Genomic DNA, 22,184 nt, shown 5'->3' with positions numbered 1-22,184 from the left:
TGCGGTTCGATCGTAGTGCCGTGCCGAGTGATAAGTCCCGCCTACGTGCTGAGGATGCGCCGGACATCGTCTTCCAGCTTCGTAAGCCCGTGTTGTCGACCGATTTCAATCGCTTTAGGCACGTCGACTCCTTTCACCCATGCGGCGCGCAGCGCGAACAGCGCGCCGACGCGATTGCCAGAACCGCAGTGCACGATGACTGGCAGGTTGTCCTGAACTTGCAACACATCATCAAGCGCCTCGACAGCATCTCGAGTAAGCGCGCTTGCGTCTGCGATCGGGATATGAAAAGTAAGCGGCCGGGCAACTCACCTTGATCGTAGTTGAAGCGCTTGGGAGTATCGTGTCCACCAAAGCGAATAAGCGGACACGTGAACACTATCGAAGAAGAGGCGTTGCCGACGCGTCGCCGTCGTCGCCGCTACACCGAAGAATTCAAGGCGCGCGTTGTCGCCGCTTGCCAGGGCACCGGCGTGTCGGTGTCGGCCGTCGCGCTGGAACATCGGCTCAACGCGAATCTATTGCGCCGCTGGCTTGATCAGGCAGAAGGCAGACTTCCGAAGCGGTTGTCTGAACGCCCGGTAGAAGCTCAATCGACACCACTATCAGCCTTCGTTCCTGTTGCTATGGGGGCGAAGCAGGTAGCTTCGACGGAGATCAGGGTCGAAGTTCGCCGGGGCAATCAGTCGATAACGGTGAGCTGGCCGGTCTCCGAAGCCGCGCAATGCGCGACATGGCTGCGCGAGTGGCTGCGGTGATTCGTGTCGACGAGATCTGGCTAGCAGTCGATCCGCTGGACATGCGGGCTGGCTTCGACACGGCGTTGGGGCGCGTGGTGAAGGTCTTCGGCGCCGCGCATCCGCACCACGCGTACCTGTTCACCAACCGCCGCGCCAACCGACTCAAGGTCCTGGTCCACGACGGCATCGGTATCTGGTTGGCAGCGCGGCGGCTGAATCAGGGGCAGTTCGTCTGGCCCCACGCTGGCAGCAAACCCAAGCAGCAGGTGCTCACGCACGAACAATTGGCGGGCTTGGTGCTGGGGCTGCCGTGGCAACGCATCGGCCAGGATGGCGTGATCCGCATCATCTGACGCGTCGGCAGTGACGTATACAGTTCTCCTTCTCGCGCGTGCGGGGTTCTGGCAGACTGGTCTGCATGAACCCGCCGGCCGACCTCGACGACCTCAGTCCAGAGCAGTTGCGTGCTCTCGCAGCGCAACTGCTCGCCGAGGTCCACGCCAAGGATCTGGAGGTGACGGAGAAACGCAGAGAAGTCGATGCGTTGGAGCGGGAGCTGCATTACCGGCAAACCCGCATCGACCAACTGACTCACGAGATCTCCGTGCTCAGGCGCCAGCAGTTTGGCCGTCGCAGCGAGCAGCTCAACAACGAGCAAATGAACCTGCTTGACGAGGCGATTGATGGCGACCTGGCTGCCATCGAGATAGAGCTCGAAGAGCTCGAGCCTGCACGCAAGCGCCGACACCAGCAGCCAAAGCGCGCACCCTTGCCGCCGCAGTTGCCGCGTGTCGACATCCGTCATGAACCCGACGACACGGTGTGCCAATGCGGATGCGAACGTGTTCGTATCGGCGAAGACATCAGCGAGAAGTTAGATTACGCGCCGGGCGTGTTCACGGTGGAGCGACACATTCGCGGTAAATGGGTATGTCGCCACTGTGAGACGCTAATCCAGGCACCCGTGCCCGCGCACGTCATCGACAAAGGCATCCCAACCACCGGACTTCTAGCATCGGTACTCGTCAACAAATTCGCAGATCACTTGCCGCTGTACCGTCAGGAGCAGATCTTTGCTCGGGCGGGCTTGGCGATACCAAGGTCCACGCTGGGAGCGTGGGTGGGCGCATGTGGCGCGCAGTTGCAGCCACTGGTCGACGCCCTTCGACGAGAGATCTTGGAGCAAGGCGTGTTGCACGCCGACGAAACGCCGGTACAGATGCTCAGCCCCGGCAAGGGGAAGACACATCGGGCTTATCTGTGGGCGTATACGCCTACGCAGTTCAGTAACCTTCGCGCGGTGGTGTACGACTTCGCCGGCAGCCGAGCCGGCGAGCATGCCCGCACATTCCTAGAAGGCTGGTATGGCAAGCTGGTGTGTGATGACTACGGTGGTTACAAGGCCTTGTTCCTTCAGGGCGTCACCGAGATCGGCTGCACAGCGCACGCGAGACGCAAGTTCTTCGAACTGCATGCCAATCACAGCAGCCAGCTCGCTGAAAAGGCATTTCCATTCTTCACTGAGCTCTATGACATCGAGCGCGATGCCGAAAATCTCGATGTCGATACCCGCCACCGGCTTCGGCAGAGCCGTGCCAAGCCAGTAAGCGATGCGCTTTACGAATGGCTCGTTACTCAACGCAAGCTCGTTTCCGATGGCTCCGCCATTGCCAAGGCGTTGGACTACAGCCTGAAGCGTTGGCAAGCGCTGACGCGTTATCTCGAAGACGGGCGCGTACCCATAGACAACAATTGGGTCGAAAATCAGATCCGTCCGTGGGCCATCGGCAGGTCCAACTGGTTGTTCGCAGGGTCACTGCGAGCGGGGCAGCGTGGTGCTGCAATCATGAGCCTGATCCGCTCGGCGCAGCTCAACGCGCATGATCCCTACGTCTACCTAAAAGACGTACTTACGCGATTACCTACTCATCGCGCCAACGACATCTCGCAATTACTTCCGCATCGTTGGGCGCCCACCATTGGTTAAGCATTAGTAGCGAAACCAGGCGCGCAGACAAGGAGCTACCGGAGTGCGGCAACGACTCTAAGGCCAAGGGAGGAAGCCAGCGCTGTCGCCTCCCCCGGTGTCTCGCAGCAATCAATCCAAAAAGCGGTACCCGCAACGGCGATTGCGTAGGGCAGGACATCGCTGCCGCATTCATCCTGCTTGTAGATCACCACTTCCGCGCCTGCCTCGAGGAAATCGGTCATCTCGGCGCGGCACTCCGGGAAAACCTTCGCAACGTGGTTAGCTTGGGCAACGGAAAGAGGCATGGATAACTCACAGGAATCGAACGATCCGAAAGAAAAATTCGGGTACACCGACACGCTATCACATCGAGTCAGTTTGGCAATCTGATGGGCGTCGCGACTACAGGCCGTCTAGATGCCTTCCCTGGGCGCTTACTATGAAAATAGCTCAGACCCAGGCGAGCGGCTTCGGCCGGCTCGTCGAAACCTGTGTTCTCAGAAGCCGGCCTTAGACTAACCACTGAACGAAATCCTTCTTGTTTCAGCTCAGCCAGCTGTTCGGCCGATGGTTGACCTGCGATAGCTACTTCAGGTGCAGGCCGTTGAAACCCGGGAATCGGTGCAGTCATTGAAGAAGTTTCCTTGTAATGGCTTACGTTGATCAATTTGCATGCGCAGAACCTTCCATTCTCCGCGACGAACAGTTGTAGGCTGTCTCTAGCATAGTGAGCAGGTCGGAGATACACGGTCGGTTTCGCGGTAGACATCAGTCATTGCAAACGCGAACCGACCGAGTGCAGACCTCGACAGAGAAGCAACCGGCGTCACAAAATTGGCGCTATTGGACTTCCGGCGGATGTTCGAAAGTATGAAAAGGCGCAGGGCTTGGCACTGACCATTCGAGGCCTTCGGCACCATCCCAAGGTTTGTCACTTGCTTTTTCCATTTCGTCACCTCCTCGATAAGCTGGCAACGCTACCGCGAAGAGGAAGTACACCTGTGCAAGGCCGAAGCCGAATGCTCCGATCGTTGCGATCTGGTTGAAGTCCGTGAACTGCGCCGGATAGTCCGCGTAGCGGCGCGGCATGCCGGCGAGGCCCAAGAAGTGCATCGGGAAGAACGTGACGTTGAAGAAGATCATCGAGGCCCAAAAGTGGATCTTGCCGCGCAATTCGTTATACATCCATCCTGTCCATTTCGGTGACCAATAGTACCAACCCGCAAATAATGCAAATAAGGAACCCGCCACCAGTACGTAATGGAAGTGTGCCACGACATAGTAGGTACCGTGCATCTGGATATCGAGCGGCGCCATCGATAAGATCAAGCCGGTAAAGCCTCCCATCGTGAACACGAACAGAAAGCCAATGGCAAAAAGCATTGGCGTCTCGAAGGTAAGCGAGCCGCGCCACATGGTGGCTACCCAGTTGAAGACCTTCACACCTGTGGGCACCGCGATGAGAAGGGTCGCATACATGAAGAACAACTGACCGGTGACCGGCATGCCGGTCGCGAACATGTGGTGTGCCCAAACCATGAACGAGAGAATTGCAATCGAGGACGTGGCGTAGACCATTGATGCATAACCGAACAGAGGCTTACGCGAGAACGCCGGTATAACCTGCGAGATGATGCCGAACGCCGGCAAGATCATGATGTACACCTCCGGGTGCCCGAAGAACCAGAAGATGTGCTGATACATGATGGGATCGCCGCCGCCCGCGGCGCTGAAGAATGACGTGCCGAAATGGCGATCGAACAGGACCATCGTGATCGCACCGGCGAGCACCGGCATGACAGCAATCAACAGATAAGCGGTAATCAGCCACGTCCACACGAACATCGGCATTTTCATGAGCGTCATGCCGGGTGCGCGCATATTCAGGATCGTCACCACAATGTTGATTCCGCCCATGATTGACGAAGCACCCATGAGGTGGATCGCAAAAATGGCGAAGTCCATGCCCGGGCCAATTTGCACGGAGAGCGGTGCATAGAGCGTCCAGCCCGCAGCCGTCGCACCACCTGGAGCGAAGAAAGAACCCATGAGCATGACCGCTGCGACGGGCAACAGCCAAAAGCTAAAGTTGTTCATCCGCGCGAACGCCATGTCCGATGCGCCGATCTGTAACGGCACCATCCAGTTCGCGAATCCGACGAACGCTGGCATGATGGCCCCGAATATCATCACCAGCCCATGCATTGTGGTGAGCTGATTGAAGAATTCCGGACGCATGATCTGCAAGCCAGGCTCGAAAAGCTCCGCGCGAATTCCAAGCGCCATTACCCCGCCGGACAGAAACATGATGAAGGAAAAGAGCAGGTACAGCGTCCCAATGTCTTTATGGTTTGTCGCGAGCAGCCAGCGGCGCCATCCGTAGGGCACGCTGTGTTCATGATCATTGTGGCGAGGTTCGCTGCCCGGAACGCTGACGTGGTCGTGTGCTGTCGTGCTCATCTTGCAACTCCGCAGATTTGCTGCATGGAAGCCATTGGCGATTAACAGGAAACGTTTAGCAATGCTCGGCGACTCTCGTTTGCCACCGATACGCGCCGGTGAGGGAGGAGAAACGCTCCAATACGGATGACGTTACCCCCGTATCGGATTTCAATCTTCGGCCGTCGGGCCCGCTCGAGGCTCACGTTCGCCCATCGCGCATTGCATTCAATGTGAGTGACGCTTGAGCCGTGAGCCATTTCGATGCATAGACGCGAACCAGAAATCGCGACGCGCTCGTAATCGCAAGCGTGCCTCGCAAACACAAGGAACGCGACGCCCACGACGATCAAGTCGACGGCGGCAAACGGCAGCACGGTCCACGCGCCAAGAAACGTCCAAAAGCTTGCGACCAGCACCGTGACTGAGGCGAGCGAGCAGTAGAAAAGGACGAACTGCCGCGGCGTGCTTGCGCAGTTCCGCCTAAAAAGCCACACGCAATCCTGCTGGTCAGGTCTCGACACAAAGCCTCCCAACAATCTCAAGGAACAATCGGCGGTAATGCCTCTGGAAACTCACGACGTCTGTGCGTAATCGGCCAATGCCTTCCGCGGATGACAATGTTCCAGTAGAGAAAGGGCAGGAAGCGTTGCTTGAGCCACCAATAGAATTTACGGGGCCGTCTAGGATCAGCGGGAAAACTCGGTGTAACCACGCCGTCGTAACAAAACTCTGCGAGCATCACTTTGCCGGCCGAGGTGGTCAGCGGGCACGACGCATAGCCGTCGTAACGCATTGATTCGCCAGTTTGTTTGAGCATGGCGAGCGCATTCGTTGCCACAACCGGCACTTGATTCTTTACTGCGGCTGCGGTCTTACTGTTGGGCGTCGATGTGCAGTCTCCGATACCGAACACGTTGGCGAAGCGCACGTGGCGCATTGTCTCCTTGTCAACGTCCAGCCATCCTGCCGAGTCGGCCAAGGCACTTTCACGGATGAACTGCGGCGCTCGCTGCGGCGGCACCACATGCAGCATGTCGAACTGTTCGATCTGAATTGACTTGTTGCCGTCGGCCTCGACTTCGAAATATGCCAGCTTCGCCTCACCATCCACCTTGACAAGTCGATGCCCAAAGCACGCGGTGGCGTCGTACTCTTGCATCACGCGTGCTAGCGCCTTTGCATAGAAAGGCACACCAAACATCGACGGCCCCGGCGTAAAGAAGCGCACGTCTGCGCTGACCCGTTTGCGCCGAAAATAGTCCGCAGCAAGATACAAGATCTTCTGGGGCGCCCCGGCGCACTTGATGGGCATAGGCGGTTGCGTGAACAACGCACGCCCACCCGAAAACGATTCGATGCACTGCCAGGTATATGGTGCGAGATCGTAGCGGTAATTGCTCGTCACACCATTCTTGCCCAGTGTTTGCGATAACCCCTGAATCGCCTCCCAGTTCAACTCGATTCCTGCGGCGACTACCAGGCACCGGTAGCTGAAAGTCGTTCCGCCATCGACAACCAATGAATTGGCTTCGGGCACAAAACCGCATACTCGGCCAGCGACCAGCTCAACGCCATGCGGCAAGCACGTTCGCGTAGATCGACGCGTCCGCGCGATGTCATATTGGCCGCCGCCCACCAACGTCCACGCCGGCTGATAGTAGTGGTATTCCGATGGCTCGATTACCGCGATGCGCAGCGCCGTGTCCATTCGTCGCAGACGCGCAGCCACACTCATGCCCCCGGCACCCCCACCCACGACGACGACATCGAACGAACGCACGCTTACGGTCACGACTTTGCCTCCGATTGACTTTACTCAATTTCAATACTATATTCTATCTAGGCATAAGCTTATACCGATTAGTAATATAGAGTCATTTTTGTGGGAATAAGTATGTTTTTCCGCCAATTCTTCGATAATTCTTCAAGTACTTACACCTATTTACTTGCTTCGCGCGTAGGGGGGGAGGCATTGATTATTGATCCGGTCAAGGAGCAGCTTCAGCAATACCTCAGTGCGATCGAGGACCTTGACCTAAAACTGGTCCAAGCGATCGACACGCACACGCACGCGGACCACATCACGGCGTTGGGCGACCTGCGCGACGCTACGCACTGCATCACCATCATGGGAGAGCTCTCGAAGGCTCACTGCGTCTCCGAATATGTTCGCGAGGGCGACACGATACGGTTGGATGGCATCGAACTGGGCGCGATATACACGCCCGGTCATACCGATGAGTCATTCAGCTTCGTGTTGAATCCGTCGTCACCGAAGGCGGTATTTACGGGCGACGTTCTTCTGATTCGCGGTAGTGGAAGAACCGATTTCCAAGGCGGTGATGCACATCGGTCATGGGACTCCATTGTCAACAAACTGTTCCGCTTACCGGACGATACGACTCTGTATCCCGCTCACGACTACAAGGGATGGACAGCGTCAAGCATCGGGGAAGAAAAGCGTTGCAACCCGCGCCTGGCCAACAAGTCCGAAGCAGACTATGTCGCGATCATGAACGGCCTGAATTTGCCCGATCCAAAGATGATGGATGTGGCTATTCCCGCTAATCTGGCATGCGGTCAACCGACTAAGTTGCCAAAGCGGCAGGGCTAACAATCCAATGTTCGCCTCAACTCCCGCCACGCAAGGTCTTGCAGCCGTTCTGTGCGGTGGCTTTGTCAGCTTTTCGCTTGGGCTTGTCGGAGGAGGCGGTTCGATCCTAGCGGTCCCGTTAATCCTTTATGTCGTGGGTTTGCATAATCCTCACGTTGCCATTGGCACCGCCGCTCTGGCCGTTGCTGCCAACGCCTATCTGAACATGGTTCCTCACGCCCGAGCGGGGCATGTCCGTTGGGGGCCGGCATTTGCCTTCGCCGCGAGCGGCGTACTCGGTGCTGCCGTCGGGTCCTCACTGGGAAAGCTGGTGGATGGGCAGCGCCTGCTGGTGTATTTCGCGTTTCTTATGTGTGTCGTGGCAGTGCTGATGCTACGCGTCAACCCGACGCCCGCGCCGGCCTCAGCAACCTCTATTCGCCCACCGAGCCAGTACCCGCAGTTGTGCGGCACGGGCCTCGGCGCGGGCAGCCTTTCAGGCTTCTTCGGAATTGGAGGCGGTTTTTTGGTGGTGCCCGGGCTAATGTTCGCCGGAAGAATGAGGATTGTCGATGCCATCGGAACTTCGCTGTTCGCAGTCGGCTCGTTTGGCTTGACGACTGCCGTGAATTACGCACGCTCGGGCCAAGTTGACTGGCTGATAGCAATCGAGTTCATAAGCGGGGGCATCATCGGCGGGTGGCTTGGGACAAACGCGGCCGGTCGATTAGCCAAAAAGCGTGGGGCCCTTAACCTTGTTTTCTCATCGATGATCTTTGCTGTCGCAGCCTATATGCTTTATCACGCGTGGTTAGCCCGATGAAACAACCGACGATGTTTGCCTCGTCTTCTCGACGCGCGGTATGGGTCATATGCGCAGCGTTGTGCTTGTCCAGCTCTGCGGTCCTTGCCGAGGGCTTTGCCTCCCTTGTCCGCGTACAAGACCAACGCGTGGACTTTTCAAGCTTACCGCTTAACAATGCGATCAAAACCGTTCAAGGAAACGGGGCACGCAAACTCGCCGTGTTTGCTGACCCTTACTGCCCGTTTTGCCGCAAGCTCGAGCAGACGTTGAGTGAGGTAAAGAATGTCACGATTTATACGTTCCTGTTTCCGATCCTGACACCGAAATCTCGACCGATGTCGGAGGCCTTGTGGTGCGCCCCAGACGCCGACGCTGCCTGGCGTGCCTGGATGCTCGAAGCGCGCCCGCCGGCTCAAACCGCTTCCTGTACTCACTCACCGATCGCAAGCAATCTCGCACTGGCCATGGGCTTGGGCGTGCACGTGACGCCGACCGTCGTGTTCTCGGATGGCGAACTGATGACAGGTGCATTGCCACTCGATGACCTGAACTCGATACTGGATTCAAAGCCGCGATGACCCAAAACCGAAACGCCGTCCAGACGCTAATCGGACGTTTTGGGAATGCGCAATTGATTGAAGACTCTGTGCATCGCCCGGACCCGCTTCGGTCTTATCGCATTGTGTTCTCCGTGACTTCGCCTAGTAACAGAAACGACCAGCCAAATAGTGGGCTCGAGCGCGTCGCTCGCGCGATCGATCTCTTCCTAATGTCCGGCGTGCCGACGAGTCAACTCGACTGCGTCGCGATCCTGCACGGTGAGGCGACTCCGTGCGTGCTAAATGAAGCCTGCTATCAGGCTTACGACGGTGTGGGCAACCCGAACGGCGAGCTCATTGCGGCTTTGCAGGCAGTGAACGTCGAAGTAACTGTGTGTGCGCAGGCTTTGCTTGCGCGTGGGTTCTCGCCAAACGGACTACTGCCCTCCGTCACTCGATCGCTCTCAGCGCTTACGACGCTCGCAATCTTGCAATGTGACGGTTACGGTTTGATAGCGCTTTAAGCGTTGGGGGTTGGAGGGGGTATGAACATCGGTGTGTTGGCGATACCGCAAGAGGTGCTAGCATTTTTGGGTAGCGTTGCAACCATGCTGTTCGTCAATCAGTGGCTGGGCGGCGGCGACCGCGACGTGCGCCATGCGTTGTTGAACGCAATTTTGGTCGCCTTACTTGTGGCTCGCGTCGCTTTCGTATTGCGCTATTTTTCGACATACCGGAACAATGTGGTCGACATGTTCGATCTGCGCGACTTGGGCTTTGACCCCTGGTCCGGCGTGATCGCGGGCGGCCTGATGGCGTGGGCCGCCATGCGCCGGCTTGCCTCGCGGCGCAAGGCAATGTTAATGGCATTGCTCGGGGGCGTGCTCACGTGGAGTGCAATCTCCACGGTTTTGGCAGTTACGCAGAGCCGACCAGGTCTACCCGATCTCACCCTTGAAAATAGTGCCGGCCCTACAACGCATTTGAGCACGAACGACGGCAGGCCGACCGTCGTGAACCTTTGGGCCTCATGGTGCGGTCCGTGCCGAGTCGAGATGCCCGCTCTCGCACGTGCGCAAGTGGATTACCCGGGCATACGCATATTGTTCGTGAACCAGGGCGAATCCCGCGCGACGGTGCAGCGGTTTTTGAAACTGCACGACTTGCACATTCAGAATTCGCTTTTAGATCCGTCGCGATCCGTTGCCCAACTCGTGAACGCGGTCGGTTTCCCGACGACACTGTTCTATGACCGGAAGGGGCTGTTTATCACTTCGCACCTCGGACCTCTATCGCGCGCGACCTTCAAGCAGGTCGTAGATAGACATCTCCGGGTGGGGGACGCGTCACCTTAACGACATAAGAATCACATATACCGCATCTTTGCAATTGGAGCGCGACCATGACAGATCGCAACTTTCGGCGTAATGCGTTGAAGACGTTCGGCATCGCGGCTGGCACCGCCTGGCTCAGCTCAGCGATGCCGACACACGCGCGTGCCGCACAAGATACGTCATTGCTTCCTGCGGGTGCATCGAGCTTGCGCGAGCTGACTCAACGCTTAAGCAAAGCCCCTCGGCGCCGCGACTTCAAAACAGTTCCCATGATTTTGCAAAAGCCGGAGCAATGGATCACGAGGCCTTAAGTGAACTCCTTGCTTATCGAAGCGGTGATCGGCAGGTATGGGATAACACCGAATTGAGCGGGCCTTGGCTGAACTTGATGCGCAACTCCCTTAATGCTCAGATCTGGTCGTTTAAGCACCCGGAATTTCTGGTTGTGTCCGCCACGCATGGCTCCGCTCATCTCGCGCTTTTCGACCAGGAGGCGTGGCGTAAGTACGAGCTCGCAAAGCTTGCCGGCTCAAAGGCGGCCAACAACGTGTGGCTCGGCGAAACGGCTGAGGCACCAAGCCCGACAGACATCGAAAATCCGAACGGTGCATTTTCCGCTCACAACAATAGCATTCACGCGTTGCAGCAGCGCGGGGTTGTCTTTCTATCGTGTCATAACGCTATTTGGGAAGTCGCGGAGAAATTAGTCGGCGCAGATACGAACCCCGACAAACTTTCCCATGAGGCGCTGGCCGCAGATCTTACGAATCATGTCATCGCTGGTGCGATTGTGACGCCGGGTGCGGTCGGCACGCTTCCGGAACTGCAGCGGGCCGGATTCCACTACGCCAAATGAGTGATGAGATTGTGCATCCCAATGTGCTTCACAGCCAGGCGCGCGAAATTAAACGCGTTGGGCGCCTAGTCGTTGTGGCGCTATGCATTCTGAGCTCAATGAGCGTGACGCATGCTGCGACGTGTGCGCCACCATGCGGCGCGACAGCCACGTTCTCACCGCCTTGGGAAAATGGCGAAAACAACGATGCAAGAAATCGTGGCCTTGAGTTCACCGTCGGGCAAATCGATGTCCTTGCCGATTTTCATGGGGATCTCAGCTCGCCCAAGCTCGTCCTCTACGTCGGAGGCAACTATTTCTTTGCGATGGCGCCCTTGGTTGAGCAGTTTGAGAAAGAAAACCCTGCATACCGTGGCCGGATATTTTGGGAAACCCTTCCTCCCGGCTTGCTCGAACAGCAAATGAAGGCTGGCGGCCGGATTACAGTCGGCAACATGACGTGGACCGTCAGGCCCGACGCATATTTTGCTGGATTGGGCAAGGTTAAGAGTCTGATCGCCGAGCGACTACTCGAAGGTCCCCCTGTCGCATACGTCACCAACGAGTTGACCATCATGGTACGTCAGGGTAATCCGACTCACGTGAACACCTTGAATGATCTGGGCCGGCCCGATATCCGTTTGGCGATGCCAAACCCCGCATTCGAAGGCGTCGCTCGTCAAATCAAATCTTCTCTCGGCAAAGCGGGCGGTGATGCGCTTACCAGCGCGGTGTATGAAGGAAAAGTGCGCGACGGCACCACACAGCTGACGCATATTCACCATCGAGAAACAGCGCTGTTTTTGATGCAAGGATGTGCGGATGCAGGTGTTGTCTGGAAGTCCGAAGCATTGTTTCAGGAGCAGGCCGGCCATCCCTTGAACCACGTCGACATTCCTGAGGCTGAAAACACCACCGCGACCTATGCAGGTGCGCAGGTTAGAAACGCTGCACATCCGCGAGCGGCTCAGAAATGGCTTGCTTTCATTCGCTCGCCCTCGGCGTTTCGTATTTTCGCGACGTTCGGATTTGGCCAAGTCGACACGAGTAGCCGGTAACGTTGCCCGGCTCAATAGTTGCAGAAGTGCCTCACCACAAAATTGCGCTACCCACAATACAAAAGACGTAGGAGACAACATGGACCCCATCAAGAAGAGGCTAAAGGTCGCCTTCAGGATTGGAGGTTGGCTGGGCGTTAGCTGGCTCGCGCTCAACGCGATGGGCGTGTGGGCACAAGACACACGCGGTCAAGCCATCGCAATGCGGGGTACATCGAACGGCGTTGCAGCGTGTATCAGTTGTCATGGAGCGCACGGCGAAGGCAATGCGGCGACAGGATTTCCACGATTGGCTGGCCTGAGTGCGGTGTACCTGGCTTCCCAGATGACAGCATTTGCGAGCGGCGAACGACAAAGTCCGATCATGCAACCATTCGCCAAATTGCTTTCAGCCGGAGACCGACAGGCTGTCGCCGATTACTTTTCCAACCTGCCTGCTCCGGTGAATACCCGCACCGAAGACCGAGTTTCAATTGCGCCGACGCAAGCCGGCGCTTGGATTGCAACGCGCGGACGCTGGGAGCAAGGGGTACCCGCGTGTGTGCAATGCCATGGCCCGGGCGGCATCGGCGTGGGCAGTACTTTTCCGCCGTTGGCGGGACAACCCGCAACCTACATCGTCAGTCAGTTACAAGGATGGAAGAAAGGCGCCCGGCCGCCTGGCCCATTGGCATTGATGCCGGTGATTGCAAGCAAGCTGTCCGATGGCGACATGAGCGCAGTCGCAGCGTACTACGCTGTCGCTACAGACGATGGCAAGAAACAAGGGAGTGGGAAATGAACTCTCGCCTGATCATGTCCCCGGTCGCCTTGGTGATGAAGGTGTCGATCGCTTTAACCTTCACCGCTTTGGCTACACGCGCCGGTGCCGAAGCGCCGAAGTCGGCCGCCTCTTCGCCACAGGCTGACAAGACGGCCTCGACGCCGCAAGCTCATGCGTTCACACCTCCGGCGGAAAGCGCCATGCCGAGCGATGAGTTCGGCAAGTCGGTCAAGCTCGGCGAGCAGATCTTCACCCATACAAAGGAATTTGCCGGCAAATATGTCGGCAACACACTTAACTGCGCGAGCTGCCATCTGGATGCGGGACGCAAAGCGGATTCGAGCCCGATGTGGGGCGCCTATGTTTCGTACCCCGCCTATCGAAGCAAGAACGGACACGTTAATACGTTGGCCGAGCGCATGCAGGGCTGCTTCCGATACAGCATGAACGGCAAAGCGCCGCCCTTGGGAGATCCGGTGCTAGTCGCGCTAGAGACTTACGCTTTCTGGCTCGCCAAAGGCGCGCCGGTTGGTGAGAAAGTTCAGGGACGCGGATACCCAAAGCTCGCAACGCCCGCACAGCATCCTGACTTCCAGCGTGGCGCTCAGATTTACGCACAGCATTGCGCGGTATGTCACGGTCCCGACGGTCAAGGTCAGTCCAGCGGCGGCAAGACGGTGTTTCCGCCGCTGTGGGGCGCGCATTCATTCAACTGGGGCGCCGGCATGCATGAGATACAAAACGCCGCTGGATTCATCAAGGCCAACATGCCGCTTGGGCTAGGGGGAACACTCACCGACCAACAAGCATGGGACGTCGCGACGTTCATGGATAGTCACGAGCGACCACAAGATCCACGATACAGCGGCTCCGTCGAGGCCACGCGCACCAAATATCACGACTCGCCGAACTCGATGTACGGCAAGACAGTTAATGGGCATGTGCTCGGAAGCCCTTAGCCGGTCAAGGAAGCCTTGCAAGGTCACCGTATAAGTCGGACCCGGTGCGATCGAGTCCGACGCTTCGAGTCGGTACAAACGCTAGGGACTCCAGCACCGCGACAAAAATAAATCGACCGTGCTTGTCTGGCTCCGCAAATAAAAATGCATGGGCGCGCTTCCTCCGGCAGTTGACCGCGCAATGACACGCCGGTTAACTGCCGGGCTGTCCCGCCTGATTGATTGTGCTTGCCGAACTGCTCTCGTAGCATTCCTCGCGCCCGAAGCTGAAAATTGAAGCAGGCAGGGATTGATCGAAGCACGGTCCAAGGAGCACTGGAGACTTTCGCCGGTACGCCACTCGTATATCGAGTTCAGCGCCTGCCTTCACGGTAGCAAGAAAGTTCGATTCCGTCGGGCGAATTTTGTTGATCGGCGGACTGGTTAGCCGCCCCTCACTGAGAAGGAGAAGCTATGACTCGACTATTTGGTTGCGGCTGCCGCCGTACTTTTACATCCTCACTTTTCAAAAGTGCGTTACTGCTGCCGTTCTCAGGTCTGCTGACTCGGGAAGCGGGGGCGCAAGACAAGCCTGAAGCGCCGACACCGGGTCCGAAACGAACCATGAAAAGTCATGTGCTCGACACGGGCGCAGACGTACTGCAGAACAAGAAGCCAATTGATGCGATGAGCGAATATCTCAACGGCTTTCATTTTTATGCAGATGACATGGGACGCCAAGTGGAGGCAAACCATTTCTGTACCCATCTCACCGAGGATTTTCATCAATGTGTGATTTATGATTCGAACCAGAGCAATGCGAAGCTGATCGGTATCGAATACATCGTAAGCGAGCGTGTTTTCAAGTCACTGCCCGACGAAGAAAAGCGCCTTTGGCACAGCCATCATTACGAGGTGAAATCTGGAGAACTGGTGGCCCCGCGCGTGCCTGACATCGCTGAACATGCCTTCATGAAAGACCTTGTCACGACGTACGGAAAGACATGGCACACATGGCAGATCGACCGCGACAAAGCTTTCCCGTTTGGTATTCCCCAGTTGATGATGGGTTTCACGCAGGATGGCCAGGCGAATGCTTCGATGGTTCAAGATCGCGACCGCCGTTTCAAAGTTTCGGCGGACGCTCAAAAGAAGGACCGCGCCGACATCCCGATGCCGACGGTAGTCTCCGGTGCAAATGCGTGGGAGGGCGGTAAGACGGTGCAACTCACTTTGACCGAGGTTCCAGTGAAGAATCTGCGACGCTAGCGCGCGGCAGTAAGATCGAGAACCGACTGCTGGGCGAAACCACCGCTAACAGCCGGGGCTTACCGCCAGGGAAAAGCCGAGGGGCGCGGTGCTTCGAGTCTCGCCCTGAAAAGCCGACCGCACGTGAAGGCATGCTGGTACTTCGACCATCGTTGGCAATAAGATGCCGCCAACGATCGGCGCCTTCGATGCGAAGTTATAACGTGTCGCGGCGGCGCACTCTCGCGCTTCTAGACCGGTTGCGTAAAAGAAATCGATAGAAGGAATGGGCATCGCGCTTCTGCTGCGGACGAGCCGTATGCTTCCGAAGCCGCCGACTTCGAGGCGGTCCGCCCATCCGGCGTGCACAGCGTGTTTAGCGAGCGAACGAAGCCGGCCGCAAACTGCCAAATGCGGTCGGCATACGTCGGCCGCAATATTTCTAAACGACGGTCGGGGCGCGATCAAGGCTTGAAGCAGAGTGACAAACTCATTTCGCGTCCGGCAGATCTATACCTGAAGATAGCTGCTCTCCCGACTGCAGGCGCGCCGTCCCGAGTTGACAACTTTATAGTCGCAACGTTGACATCTTTAATGCGTTCTACGCGAACGTCGGCTTGACTCTCCCACGCGAATCGTAACCTGTCACTTGCACTGCGCGGCCTAAACAATTCGAACGGGTTGCCGTTATGCACAGTTGCGCCCATATGCGGCAGTCGTGCGCATTCACAATCTGCAACAAGAACAAGTGACAGAGGAAAAACATGTATTTCACTACGCCCGAATGGTGGGAAGACGCCCGACAACTGGCCGAGATTCAGCGCAACGTTACTGGCAAGATCGTAGAGTCGTCAGTCGCCGCCGGAATGACCGACCTGGAAGCGAAGCGCAAGGCCTATGGGATGTTTCTCGACCTTGCGAAGGCAAAGATGAATTCGAGCAGGGAATTGATTCGCGCGACCGTCCGTATTTATGAGCGCTTTGGGCAATCGGAAATGAGGCCCGAGCTGACGCGACTGTTCGGACTTACGGACATTTCTGCGCTGACTTCGAAAAGCGACGAGAAGGTGAAGCTTGCGCTGACGCTGAAGGGAGCCGATCCCCACATGACGCGCCATGAACTGATGAGCCGTTTGGCAACGCACTAAACGGACGGGTGACCGTGCCGCGGACACGGTCGAACGGTTCCACAATCGAAAAGATCACGCAATGATGCTCGAGTCGTATAAAAAGCTGAAGACGTCTGACTGGATGGAAATCGGTCGGGAGCTACTGGCCTACAAGAAGCAAGTGCGAGCCGCGTACCCGAGTGACTCCATTTACCACGAAAGGCGCGCTGCTCGCCTCTTCTATGACTACGCCGAAGTCACCCACAAGCTCAAAGAGCAAACGGCGAGAAACCTGATCAGGAACTACGAGCGGTTTGGCACGTCTCATATCCGAGACGACCTTGAACGTGCTTTCACCACTAGCGAGTTGACTATGCTGGCGGCGAGGACCGACGATGAGGTCGCTGCCGCACTCGGGTTTAGGCTGGCAAACCCCCAAGCTGGCCGCGAAGAACTGAGAGCCTATCTCAAATCGACGACTGCAAAGCATGTACTCGATCACTGACGTTGAGCAGGCCATCAACTATTGGCGGGGGCGCCAAGCTTCGACGGACGATTTCTCCATCTGCCCGCGCGGCCGCGTCCTCGCTGATGTCTATGGCTCGATGATTTTCCACCGGCAAGAATTCGTTGAGCCACGGAGCCTCACACCGGAACAGAACGAGGCGTTGAGCCTAGCCCTTGCCCAGAAAGAGCTTTTCTAGGTTAGTACGTCTAGCGGAAAGGCGTGTTGGAAAGCTCAGCACACCTACCCTGTGAAGTGCGCGTCGATGTTACGTTTGTATCTGCCGCTGCCCGCTCCGCCTTTATTGAGCAGGCGCGCCGCGTGAATCCCGCAGTCCTTGGTCGCGCCGACCACAACGACGATGTATTGGCATCGGAGTATGCACGAGCGTTGCTCGCCGAAGCGGAAAAAATCCTGCTGTCTCGCCTCTGACAGTGACGCAGCTCGGTCACGTCTGCACCGGACTCCACGCCCATCCGTCACGTTACCGCGCCTGGGTACTTGTCGGTCCCAGAAGACGACGGCCCATTTCTCTACTCACGTGGCGCTTTTCGCAAGAGATCGCGCGCCAAGCCGAGCATTCCGTCGGCGATGCTGCCCGAATCGATACGGTAGGTACCGTTGCTCAGCGCTGCTTTGATGGCTGCAACCTTGTCTGCGTCGATGTCGGTCGCGCTCGACGTGCGGAACGCGGAAGTCGACGAAAGCGTGACTGCCGAGCTATCTGCGGCAACGGCGTCGGAATGCTGCGGGGCGGCGGCAAAGTCCGCTTCATTCGTTGCGCGCCGGACGGTAATCGGCTCCGGCATGGCCGGGTTGTTCGTCGACTGGATCTTCATGGTTTCGTTCCTCGCTTGCATGATTCCTTAACGGTCCAAGCGTTGAAATCTTTACCATGAGCCATGGCGTGCGGCGCGTCGATCACTACATCACGCGCGCGAAACCCTTATCCGGCGGGGCACTTCCTCAATTGAAACAAAGTGAAACAAAGTGTGAGGGGCGAGTTACGAAGCCGTGTTGAAGATAGCGCCGAACACGGACGTACCGCCTGTCGGGGCGGAATTGGCTGGGAGTGGGGCGACTTGGGCGAGCTTGTCGGCCAATGCCGCCTCCGAGAACGGCTTCACGATGTAGCCGTTAGCACCGGCGTGAATTGCGGCTAGTACGTTTTCACGCTTTTTTTCAGCCGTGACCATGAGTACCGGCAGGTGTGCCATCTCCTCGGATTTGCGAATCTCTTGCAGCAGGGACAGCCCGTCCAGATTGGGCATGTTCCAATCAGTGATCACCAGATCGAAATGCTGCGCTCTGAGCTTCTCGAGCGCAGCTACCCCGTCCTCTGCTTCTTCGATGATCGAATAACCGATCGCCTTGAGCATCTTCCGAATCAAATTGCGCATGGTGGCCATGTCATCGACCACCAACAAGCGCGTATCAGCGTATGCCATCGGTGAAACCTTTCCCTTTCCTTTGATCGAGTACTGCGATCTTCACGCCGCGCCGCACACGATCACGCTATGTGCAGGCAAGCGGAAGTATTGTGCGACGACCCAATGCAGTGGCCGCTCGTCGTAACAGCGCTTCTCAGCGAACTGCATGATCGCGTCAAGCTGCTGTCCGGAGCAGCCGAAGACTTCGCGGCTCGATGATCTGCTGTCTTTTTGTGTCTTCATGTTCTGGTGCCGGTGGTTATCCGGTCAGTGTTTGGCTACCGGGACGCGCCTAAAAAGGCATCGCCCCTGGCAGCAGTGCAGTCACGGATGAGCCGTCCGATCCGACGCTTCGCGGGCGCTAACCGAGCGAAGGAATTCGTCCAACTCGACGCAGGCCGTGATAACGGACTCAATCGCCTCTTGCGAGGCGCTGCTTTCGATCCCAGCCGAGCGACGCCGGAGCTGATGGAGTTGCTTGACCATGTTATGCATTTCGTAGCGGACTAGGCGCTCCGCGTCTGAGCGGTCTTTGAAAGGCAGCGCTTCCGCAGTGGCCGCTTCCGCCGTCAGCGGCCTACTAGTTAACGGCATGGCAACCACGCCCCAGGCTTAAAACGTCGACCAGTCGCCATCGTCCCCCGCGTGAACGGGTTGGGCGGCAGCGGGCGCTGGCTTCGCCACTTTTGTCACCGTCGGCGCTTTCTTGGGGGTCGACGGGCGCGCCATCTGCGGCGTGTGCTTGATTGTCGATGCGACGGAGCACGTTTGGGCAGTGCGGAAGACGGCGACGGCCGCGGAGAGTTGCTTGGCTTGATCCTCCATCGACCCCGCTGCTGCCGCTGCTTCCTCTACGAGCGCAGCATTCTGCTGCGTCACCTCGTCCATCTGCGAAATCGCTTGATTCACTTGCTCGATGCCGCGGCTTTGCTCGTTCGACGCAGAGGCAATCTCGCCCATGATGTCGGTGACGCGCTGAATGGCGGTGCCCACGCGCTGCATGGTTTCCCCTGCCCGTGCGACGAGTTCCGTACCCGCTTGCACTCGGTTGCCGGAGGTTTCAATCAAATCTTTGATCTCTTTTGCTGCGGCTGATGAGCGCTGTGCGAGGCTGCGGACTTCGCTCGCGACTACCGCGAAGCCGCGGCCCTGCTCGCCGGCGCGCGCCGCTTCAACCGCCGCGTTAAGCGCCAAGATGTTGGTCTGGAAGGCGATGCCTTCGATCATGGCGATGATCTCAGCGATCTTCGTGGAGCTTTCCTCAATGCCCGCCATCGTGTCGACGACCTGACCGACGATGGCACTGCCCTCGTTGGCGACGACGTTGGCGTTGTCCGCCAGACCGCTCGCCTGCTTGGCGTTCTCAGAATTCTGCTTGACCGTGGAGGTGAGCTCTTCCATGCTCGCGGCGGTTTCTTGGAGCGAAGCGGCTTGCTCTTCGGTACGCGATGACAGGTCCGTATTGCCAGCAGCGATCTGTTTGCTGGCGCTGGCAATCGCCTCACTGCTCAGTCGGACAGTCCCCACCGTGGCGGCCAATTTTTCTTTCATGGTGGCGACGCCGGCAAGCAATTGCCCCATCTCGTCGCGCGTCTTAATCGTCACCTCGTGCGTGAGGTCGCCGTTCGAAATGTGCTCGAAGTGCTTCAGGGCCTCGGCAAGTGGCGTCATGATTGCCCGGCGCAGCAAAAACCAGCCAAGCGCTGCGGTAGCAAGACCCACGAGCAATGCCAACACTCCAAGGGTGCGCAGCGTCGACACCCGGGCGTCGCTCTCGGCCGTCTGGCGCTTCGCATCGGCGAGTTGGAAACCCTGCAGCTTGTCGAAGGCTTCGATGCACCGGGTGTACGACGTTGGCAAGTCCTTGAACGCGATGCGGTCTATCGCTTCTTTGTCGCCCGCTTCTATCGCGGCGCTGAATTTGTTGATCACTTGTCGCACATCGGTGCGAGCATCTGCGACGCTCTTTGCCAATGCCATTTCGTCGGTTCCACGCGGGATCGAGTCATACTTTCCGTACCATTCATCCGATTGACGCATGAATCCATTGGCGCGTGCAACCAGTCCACCGGCGTCCTTGTCTGCCGGGTTCAACGCGTAGCGGTCAAGCGCAAGCCGCGCACGAGCGATGTAGTTGTTCGATATGCCCAGAGCGTTGACTGCTGGCAGCGAATTGTCAGAGATGTCTTTGGCCGTCGAATAGGTCGCACTGATGCCGTACAACCCGAAGCCGACTGAAAGCACCAGCAGAAAACCGAGGAAAGCCATGGTGAGCGCAAGCCGCGCCCGAATCGTGAGGTTCTTCATTGTTCTTGGTTATAGCGCTCAACAGTAAGGCTATACGATCGCGCCGGTCGCAGGTGCCTGCCGCTTCTCGGATAGAAGACGATCAATGTTTATCGGCAGTGCATCGCGCACAGTTCAGCGAGAAGTCTTCAACTTCGCATGGTCCCGGAATGAGATCGGTAACGATGCCCGCATGCGTCAACATATCCTTCTGCCCGCGCTAGGCTGCTGCGCGATCCTGCAGAAGCTCCCTCCCGTGTTCAGTTTTTTTCCAACGTGCCGTTGTCCGCAGTAGCAGCGTCCGTCGATATCGGCGGCGCAAAGGCAACCCCTAATGGCACTTGAATAAATGAACAGCGACCAAAGAAAAGGCACGCCCGAAGCGAGCTCAAACGAATTCCTCATCTTCAGTCTGGGCCAAGAGCAGTACGGCATCGACATCCTGAAGGTTCAGGAACTCCGTGGATACGACGCGGTGACGCGCGTGGCCAACGCCCCGGTGTTCATCAAGGGCGTCATTAACTTGCGCGGCGTCATCGTGCCGATCGCCGACATGCGCCTGAAGTTCGAGTTGGAGAGCGCCGTCTACGACGACCAGACGGTTGTTGTTGTGCTCAACGTTGCAGGACGCGTGGTGGGCATCGTCGTTGACGGCGTATCCGACGTGCAGACGCTTACGTCCGACCAGATCCGGCCAGCACCGGCATTCAATTCGACGGTCAACACCGACTACATCACCGGCATCGGGACGATCGACGACCGCATGTTGATTTTGATGGACATTGAGAAGCTCATCACGAGCGAGGAAATGGCGCTGGTCGAGACCGCCATCGCCTGAACACCGCAAGGGAACCTAAAAGCCACACCGACAACGAAATGATGCGGGCCGCTGACTGCTTGGCCTTTTCTAAAGAAAGAAGACGCCCCACCCTGCGCCCCTATGTCCGCTTCGCATGGGGGGACTTTGCCGCGTTGGGCGTCTTTGCGGCCTTGGTCGACGCGCCGGCGTCGCGTTCGTTTATGACTTCGGCTTCTTAATGCCAGCAGTTTTGGTATCAGCAGTGGAGATCAGAAACTTGGTCCTGTCCTTCACCGAAGCCAACCATCCCGGCGCCTTGCCGCGGCCGCTCCACTCGGCTCCCGATTTGGGATCTCGGTACTTCGCCGGTTGCGGACCCCGAGGGTAGTTCCCGGTGCGCTTGCCCGAGTCGCTATTGTTAGACTCGACTGCCGGAGAGACTAGGAATCTCGCACGATTCTTAGCGTTCGCAATCCACGCCGGCGCTCGGCCTCGACCGCTCCACGTCGCGCCCGTCTTCGGATCACGATACTTGCCGGTCGCAGCTACCGCTGCATTGGCTGAGCCCTTTGCTGCGCCAGCTCTACCTCGATTAGTCAGGTCGTCGATTGTCAGGCCATGCTCTTTCATAAGCGCATGAATCTTTGCGACGGCAGCAATGGCCTGCTTCTTTTGAATCGCGTCTGCTCGAGCCTGCAATTTCTTAATCCTTTCTTCGATGTTCGAGAGCGTCGTCATATTCTCCCCAGGGTTGTCTAACGTCTCGCACTATGCCATACGTCTTTTCGTCC

The 22,184-nt window shown here is 57.6% G+C and carries 27 protein-coding genes and 1 pseudogene; 18 read left to right on the top strand and 10 right to left on the bottom strand.

The features are described from left to right. Positions 1-41: 41 nt before the first annotated feature. On the bottom strand, positions 42-227 hold the full coding sequence (locus tag QCE69_RS19530) for a hypothetical protein (RefSeq protein WP_309932411.1): 186 nt from the start codon (positions 225-227) through the stop codon (positions 42-44). 144 nt (positions 228-371) lie between these two features. Between QCE69_RS19530 and tnpA the strand changes: the two genes are divergently transcribed. From tnpA to tnpC, 3 genes are all read left to right on the top strand, one after another. Then, entirely contained in the window at positions 372-758 is a 387-nt protein-coding gene (tnpA, locus tag QCE69_RS19525) for an IS66-like element accessory protein TnpA (RefSeq protein WP_309932409.1), read from the top strand. Further along, complete coding sequence (gene tnpB, locus QCE69_RS19520) at positions 725-1,093, top strand: IS66 family insertion sequence element accessory protein TnpB (RefSeq protein WP_309932407.1); 369 nt, start codon at positions 725-727, stop codon at positions 1,091-1,093. Before tnpA ends, tnpB begins: the two co-directional genes overlap by 34 nt. Before the next feature lie 65 nt (positions 1,094-1,158). Then, positions 1,159-2,727 (top strand): IS66 family transposase, encoded by a 1,569-nt coding sequence (tnpC, locus tag QCE69_RS19515; RefSeq protein WP_309932406.1) that lies wholly within the window; start codon positions 1,159-1,161, stop codon positions 2,725-2,727. A gap of 35 nt (positions 2,728-2,762) precedes the next feature. On the opposite strand, the gene QCE69_RS19510 is transcribed toward tnpC, so the two are convergent. The 4 genes from QCE69_RS19510 to QCE69_RS19500 all read right to left on the bottom strand — a co-directional run bounded on the left by QCE69_RS19510 (position 2,763) and on the right by QCE69_RS19500 (position 6,943). Next, positions 2,763-3,014, bottom strand: a complete 252-nt coding sequence (locus tag QCE69_RS19510) for a hypothetical protein (RefSeq protein ID WP_309882173.1) — start codon at positions 3,012-3,014, stop codon at positions 2,763-2,765. A gap of 535 nt (positions 3,015-3,549) precedes the next feature. After that, positions 3,550-5,169: a cytochrome c oxidase subunit I gene (gene ctaD / locus QCE69_RS19505; RefSeq protein WP_309932405.1), complete on the bottom strand. Its 1,620-nt coding sequence runs from the start codon at positions 5,167-5,169 to the stop codon at positions 3,550-3,552. A gap of 41 nt (positions 5,170-5,210) precedes the next feature. After that, positions 5,211-5,645, bottom strand: a complete 435-nt coding sequence (locus QCE69_RS39555) for a DUF2244 domain-containing protein (protein WP_409021222.1) — start codon at positions 5,643-5,645, stop codon at positions 5,211-5,213. Between the two features lie 44 nt (positions 5,646-5,689). Continuing rightward, on the bottom strand, positions 5,690-6,943 hold the full coding sequence (locus QCE69_RS19500; protein ID WP_309932404.1) for an FAD/NAD(P)-binding oxidoreductase: 1,254 nt from the start codon (positions 6,941-6,943) through the stop codon (positions 5,690-5,692). 102 nt (positions 6,944-7,045) lie between these two features. Between QCE69_RS19500 and QCE69_RS19495 the strand changes: the two genes are divergently transcribed. From QCE69_RS19495 to QCE69_RS19430, 14 genes and pseudogenes are all read left to right on the top strand, one after another. Further along, positions 7,046-7,765 carry an MBL fold metallo-hydrolase gene (locus QCE69_RS19495; protein ID WP_309932403.1) on the top strand — a complete coding sequence of 240 codons (720 nt, stop codon included), beginning with the start codon at positions 7,046-7,048 and terminating at the stop codon, positions 7,763-7,765. 7 nt (positions 7,766-7,772) lie between these two features. Next, entirely contained in the window at positions 7,773-8,567 is a 795-nt protein-coding gene (locus QCE69_RS19490; RefSeq protein ID WP_309932401.1) for a sulfite exporter TauE/SafE family protein, read from the top strand. After that, positions 8,564-9,127, top strand: a complete 564-nt coding sequence (locus QCE69_RS19485) for a DsbC family protein (protein WP_309932400.1) — start codon at positions 8,564-8,566, stop codon at positions 9,125-9,127. Before QCE69_RS19490 ends, QCE69_RS19485 begins: the two co-directional genes overlap by 4 nt. Continuing rightward, a complete protein-coding gene (locus QCE69_RS39550; protein WP_409021213.1) occupies positions 9,124-9,612 on the top strand; it encodes a DsrE family protein in 489 nt (162 codons plus the stop codon). The genes QCE69_RS19485 and QCE69_RS39550 overlap by 4 nt, the downstream gene beginning before the upstream one ends. Positions 9,613-9,633: 21 nt before the next feature. Next, the gene (locus QCE69_RS19480) at positions 9,634-10,443 is read left to right on the top strand and encodes a TlpA disulfide reductase family protein (protein WP_309932399.1); all 810 of its coding nucleotides are present in this window, start codon (positions 9,634-9,636) and stop codon (positions 10,441-10,443) included. A 47-nt stretch (positions 10,444-10,490) separates the two neighbouring features. Continuing rightward, positions 10,491-11,278 (top strand): annotated as a pseudogene (locus QCE69_RS19470) (transcriptional initiation protein Tat). Next, complete coding sequence (locus QCE69_RS19465; RefSeq protein ID WP_409021212.1) at positions 11,275-12,315, top strand: substrate-binding domain-containing protein; 1,041 nt, start codon at positions 11,275-11,277, stop codon at positions 12,313-12,315. The pseudogene QCE69_RS19470 and the gene QCE69_RS19465 overlap by 4 nt, the downstream one beginning before the upstream one ends. A gap of 79 nt (positions 12,316-12,394) precedes the next feature. Then, positions 12,395-13,096 carry a c-type cytochrome gene (locus tag QCE69_RS19460; RefSeq protein ID WP_309932391.1) on the top strand — a complete coding sequence of 234 codons (702 nt, stop codon included), beginning with the start codon at positions 12,395-12,397 and terminating at the stop codon, positions 13,094-13,096. Positions 13,097-13,131: 35 nt separating this feature from the next. Then, positions 13,132-14,037, top strand: coding sequence for a c-type cytochrome (locus QCE69_RS19455; protein WP_409021221.1), 906 nt, complete (start codon positions 13,132-13,134; stop codon positions 14,035-14,037). A 453-nt stretch (positions 14,038-14,490) separates the two neighbouring features. Continuing rightward, the gene (locus QCE69_RS19450) at positions 14,491-15,285 is read left to right on the top strand and encodes an OBAP family protein (protein WP_309932389.1); all 795 of its coding nucleotides are present in this window, start codon (positions 14,491-14,493) and stop codon (positions 15,283-15,285) included. A gap of 743 nt (positions 15,286-16,028) precedes the next feature. Next, on the top strand, positions 16,029-16,412 hold the full coding sequence (locus tag QCE69_RS19445) for a hypothetical protein (RefSeq protein ID WP_309932388.1): 384 nt from the start codon (positions 16,029-16,031) through the stop codon (positions 16,410-16,412). A 61-nt stretch (positions 16,413-16,473) separates the two neighbouring features. Beyond that, complete coding sequence (locus QCE69_RS19440; protein WP_250482171.1) at positions 16,474-16,878, top strand: hypothetical protein; 405 nt, start codon at positions 16,474-16,476, stop codon at positions 16,876-16,878. Further along, positions 16,862-17,077, top strand: coding sequence for a DUF3717 domain-containing protein (locus QCE69_RS19435; RefSeq protein WP_309932386.1), 216 nt, complete (start codon positions 16,862-16,864; stop codon positions 17,075-17,077). Before QCE69_RS19440 ends, QCE69_RS19435 begins: the two co-directional genes overlap by 17 nt. Positions 17,078-17,103: 26 nt before the next feature. Then, positions 17,104-17,310 (top strand): hypothetical protein, encoded by a 207-nt coding sequence (locus QCE69_RS19430; RefSeq protein WP_309932384.1) that lies wholly within the window; start codon positions 17,104-17,106, stop codon positions 17,308-17,310. A 101-nt stretch (positions 17,311-17,411) separates the two neighbouring features. Here QCE69_RS19430 and flgM read toward each other — a convergent pair whose 3' ends face one another. The 4 genes from flgM to QCE69_RS19410 form a co-directional block, all read right to left on the bottom strand. Then, positions 17,412-17,717 (bottom strand): flagellar biosynthesis anti-sigma factor FlgM, encoded by a 306-nt coding sequence (gene flgM / locus QCE69_RS19425; RefSeq protein ID WP_309932383.1) that lies wholly within the window; start codon positions 17,715-17,717, stop codon positions 17,412-17,414. A gap of 165 nt (positions 17,718-17,882) precedes the next feature. Continuing rightward, positions 17,883-18,326, bottom strand: coding sequence for a response regulator (locus QCE69_RS19420; protein WP_309932380.1), 444 nt, complete (start codon positions 18,324-18,326; stop codon positions 17,883-17,885). A 42-nt stretch (positions 18,327-18,368) separates the two neighbouring features. Beyond that, the gene (locus QCE69_RS19415; protein ID WP_309932378.1) at positions 18,369-18,551 is read right to left on the bottom strand and encodes a hypothetical protein; all 183 of its coding nucleotides are present in this window, start codon (positions 18,549-18,551) and stop codon (positions 18,369-18,371) included. A 369-nt stretch (positions 18,552-18,920) separates the two neighbouring features. Beyond that, positions 18,921-20,615: a methyl-accepting chemotaxis protein gene (locus tag QCE69_RS19410; RefSeq protein WP_309932376.1), complete on the bottom strand. Its 1,695-nt coding sequence runs from the start codon at positions 20,613-20,615 to the stop codon at positions 18,921-18,923. A 328-nt stretch (positions 20,616-20,943) separates the two neighbouring features. Here QCE69_RS19410 and QCE69_RS19405 point away from each other — a divergent pair, with 328 nt between their 5' ends. Next, positions 20,944-21,432, top strand: coding sequence for a chemotaxis protein CheW (locus QCE69_RS19405; RefSeq protein WP_309932375.1), 489 nt, complete (start codon positions 20,944-20,946; stop codon positions 21,430-21,432). A 180-nt stretch (positions 21,433-21,612) separates the two neighbouring features. Here the strand turns inward: QCE69_RS19405 and QCE69_RS19400 are convergent, their stop codons facing one another. After that, entirely contained in the window at positions 21,613-22,131 is a 519-nt protein-coding gene (locus tag QCE69_RS19400; RefSeq protein ID WP_309932373.1) for an H-NS family nucleoid-associated regulatory protein, read from the bottom strand. Positions 22,132-22,184: the final 53 nt, after the last annotated feature.

It is taken from the genome of Caballeronia sp. LZ032 (genome assembly GCF_031451315.1).
In the GTDB taxonomy this organism is placed as follows: Bacteria; Pseudomonadota; Gammaproteobacteria; order Burkholderiales; family Burkholderiaceae; genus Caballeronia.
This window is presented reverse-complemented; position numbering and strand designations above follow the sequence as displayed.